The organism is Caballeronia sp. (assembly GCF_049581465.1).
Classification (GTDB): domain Bacteria; phylum Pseudomonadota; class Gammaproteobacteria; order Burkholderiales; family Burkholderiaceae; genus Caballeronia.
In genome coordinates this window covers 1-2,930 of sequence record NZ_JBAUSA010000638.1, presented here as the reverse complement: position 1 = coordinate 2,930, position 2,930 = coordinate 1, and the positions used below count along the sequence as shown (strand labels likewise).

The 2,930-nt window shown below is 60.9% G+C and carries 5 protein-coding genes; 4 read left to right on the top strand and 1 reads right to left on the bottom strand.

Features of this window, described 5'->3' with window-relative positions:
- Nucleotides 1–585 (top strand): MFS transporter (locus WCA53_RS15565; RefSeq protein WP_423911946.1); only part of this gene is annotated, 585 nt, incomplete at its 5' end.
- Nucleotides 586–762: 177 nt separating this feature from the next.
- The gene (locus tag WCA53_RS15560) at nt 763–930 is read left to right on the top strand and encodes a hypothetical protein (RefSeq protein ID WP_423911944.1); all 168 of its coding nucleotides are present in this window, start codon (nt 763–765) and stop codon (nt 928–930) included.
- 72 nt (nt 931–1,002) lie between these two features.
- Here the strand turns inward: WCA53_RS15560 and WCA53_RS15555 are convergent, their stop codons facing one another.
- Complete coding sequence (locus WCA53_RS15555; protein WP_423911941.1) at nt 1,003–1,275, bottom strand: hypothetical protein; 273 nt, start codon at nt 1,273–1,275, stop codon at nt 1,003–1,005.
- Between the two features lie 274 nt (nt 1,276–1,549).
- On the opposite strand from WCA53_RS15555, the gene motA reads away from it, so the two are divergent.
- Both motA and WCA53_RS15545 read left to right on the top strand, forming a co-directional pair.
- Nucleotides 1,550–2,419 (top strand): flagellar motor stator protein MotA, encoded by an 870-nt coding sequence (gene motA, locus WCA53_RS15550; RefSeq protein ID WP_423911938.1) that lies wholly within the window; start codon nt 1,550–1,552, stop codon nt 2,417–2,419.
- An 87-nt stretch (nt 2,420–2,506) separates the two neighbouring features.
- Nucleotides 2,507–2,930: flagellar motor protein MotB (locus WCA53_RS15545; protein WP_423911935.1), on the top strand; the 424-nt coding region annotated here is incomplete at its 3' end.

The window sequence follows — 2,930 nt, the reverse complement described above, 5'->3', positions numbered from 1 at the left end:
TTCGGCATGTGCGTGAATCTCACTTACTACGGGATGGTTTTCGTGCTGAGCCTGTATCTGCAGCGGGTGCTCGGCCATACGCCGCTTGAGGCGGGGCTCGCGTTCCTGCCGCTCACTGGGGGCTTTCTCCTGTCCAACCTCGCGGCCGGGCCCGTCGTCGCGCGCTTCGGTTCACGCTTGCCGATGATCACCGGCGCCTTGCTCGATGCCACGGGATTCGCGGCGCTGTGTTTCGTCGGTGCATCCACGCCTGTTGCCGCGTTGCTGCTGCCGTTCCTGCTGATCCCGAGCGGCATGGGCCTCGCTGTTCCCGCGATGACCACCGCCGTGCTCGGCTCAGCGTCGCCTGAGCAAGCCGGCACCGCTTCGGCTGTGCTGAATACCGCACGGCAGTCGGCTGGCGCGATAGGCGTTGCGGCCTTCGGCGCGCTGGCCAGTCACTCGGCGATTGGAAATACAGAACAGATCGTGACCGGCGTCAGGGCGTCGGCGGCCGTATCGGTCGCGCTGCTGTTGTTCGCGGCGTTCATCGTTGCGGCTGGCATGCGGGAAAAGGAGCGGGCGCCCGAGGATGTTGAAGATTGAAGCGCGGATTGACTCGGCAAATTACACGGTTATGTTTCTCGCTCCGGTTTCTCGCTTCGGCTTGCACATCAGTGCGCGCGTTAGTTCAGGCTTGCGCGCGGCACGGGTGTTGCATACCCTGACCCTGCACTTGACGTGCAACGCGCGGTCCGCCGGCCGCTTGTCAGGAGATGCGCCATGTCCACCCCGCTCGACCCGACCCAACTACCGATTGAACCCGATCCCGACGAACTGCTGGATCCCGACTTGCCGCCGCCGCCGGACGATCCGGACCTGACCGAAGACGCCGATTCCGCGACGCCACTCGTTCCTCGTGATCCTTTAAACGGCACGCCGCGGCTTTGATCCTTCGACGGCACGACAAAACGCCCGCTTGCATGCTGCCCCAAGCGGGCGTTTTTCTTTGTACCCGGCGCGTTACAGATTAGTCGTCAGGATCTCACCCGACTTAAGCGCCCGTTCGATCAACCCTTCGTCTTGTGCACGGCGCACGGCGTCGGCAAGGAAAGACGCGGGCACTTCAACCTCCGCCCTGATCGCACCGATAATGCCCGACGCCTCGACGATCACTAGCGATTCTGCCGAATCGGCACGGCTGATGATCACGCGTCGTGGGCTGTCGCCGTCCGCGATGGTTGCGCAAAATTGCATCGTGCGGCCGTCGATACTTTGTTCGAAAGTTTGAATCATTGCCGTTAATCGCCTTTAAAAGAGGGTTGAAACGTTTGCGCAAGAATACTTCGCACATGCACCCTGTTTATTGAGCATTGCGAGTCCCGTAGGTTCAATTTGGCGAACCGCTCAAAACGTATCAAAACCGGTACATTACGCCCTTCGGTAGCGTGGGGGCCGGTAATTTCCGACTGAGAAAAACTGGCTTTCACCCTAAATGTGGGAGTAAGACTGCCGTTAATGTCTTGGACAGCTTCCTTCAAGTGAAGCACAGTAAATAGGCGGAGAGAACATGTTTGTCATTATCGGGTGGGTACTCGTCCTAGCGTCAGTGATCGGGAGCTTCGTTGGCGTGGGCGGGCATCTGGCGGCGCTGGTGCAGCCGTTTGAACTCCTCTGTATTTTCGGCGCGGCCATCGGTGCATTCGTCGTATCAAACCCAATCGCTACACTCAAGAAGACCCTCAAGAGCATTCCAACGGCGTTCAAGGCCGGCGGCTACTCGAAGGACAAATACGTGCAGCTCATCGCGCTGCTGTACGAACTGCTTCAGAAGGCGCGCAAGGAAGGCATGATGGCGCTCGAAGCCGACGTCGATGCGCCCGAAAGCAGCCCGACATTCCAAAAATATGAACACGTGCTGGAGGACCATCATCTGCGCGATTTCATCGTTGATTATTTGCGCATGATGTCCAGCGGCAACGTGAACGCGCTTGAAATGCAGGACCTGATGGACGAAGAACTCGAGACGCATCACACCGAAGCCGCGGTGGCGTCAGGCGCGATCCAGAAAATGGCCGATGGCCTGCCTGCGTTCGGTATTGTCGCGGCCGTGATGGGCGTGGTGCACACCATGGGTTCGGTCGGCGCGGCCCCTGCCATTCTTGGCGAGATGATCGCCGGCGCGCTCGTCGGTACGTTCCTCGGCATCTTGCTGTCGTACGGCTTCTTTGGCCCGCTCGCCGACTTGCTGGCGGCGAAGAGCCAGGCAGAAGCGAAGCCGTTCCAGTGCGTGAAGTCCGTGCTCCTCGCTTCCATGAACGGCTACGCGCCGACGATCGCCGTCGAGTTCGGCCGCAAGGTGTTGTTCACCGCGGACCGCCCGAGCTTCAAGGAACTCGACGACGCCGTGCGCGCCACCAAGACCCCCAAGCCGGCGTGATGCGGCTGACGCTGCAAACGACACGCACGCGGCTGATCCAGATGGATCGGCCGGCTCAACCCATGCTGCAAGACACGAGACCTGACCATGGCTGAGAGACCCTCGCGAGAGCCCTTGCAGTCGATGCTCCCACCGATCATCGTTGTAAAGCGCAAGAAAAAAGCCGCCCACGGCGGCCATCATGGCGGGGCGTGGAAGATTGCGTATGCCGACTTCGTCACCGCGATGATGGCGTTCTTCCTGCTGATGTGGCTGCTCGGCTCGACCTCGCGGTACGACAAGCAGGGCATAGAAGACTATTTCAACGCACCGCTTTCCACTCTGTTTGGTGGCAAGGACGGCAGCGGCGCCGCGCGCTCGAGCGTCATTCAAGGCGGGGGCCGCGACCTCTCCAGCACGCGCCCGGGCGAAGCCACCAAGACCCAGTCGCAACCCGTGCCGAAGACGTCCGCGCGTGCTGCTGCGCAAGCCGAAGACGCGCAACGCCTGAAACAACTCAAGCAGAAGCTCG

Excerpts from the sequence above, each read along its gene's own strand:
- motA (WP_423911938.1), top strand. The coding sequence starts at position 1,550 with ATGTTTGTCATTATCGGGTGGGTACTCGTCCTAGCGTCAGTGATCGGG.
- WCA53_RS15555 (WP_423911941.1), bottom strand. The coding sequence starts at position 1,275 with ATGATTCAAACTTTCGAACAAAGTATCGACGGCCGCACGATGCAATTT.
- WCA53_RS15560 (WP_423911944.1), top strand. The coding sequence starts at position 763 with ATGTCCACCCCGCTCGACCCGACCCAACTACCGATTGAACCCGATCCC.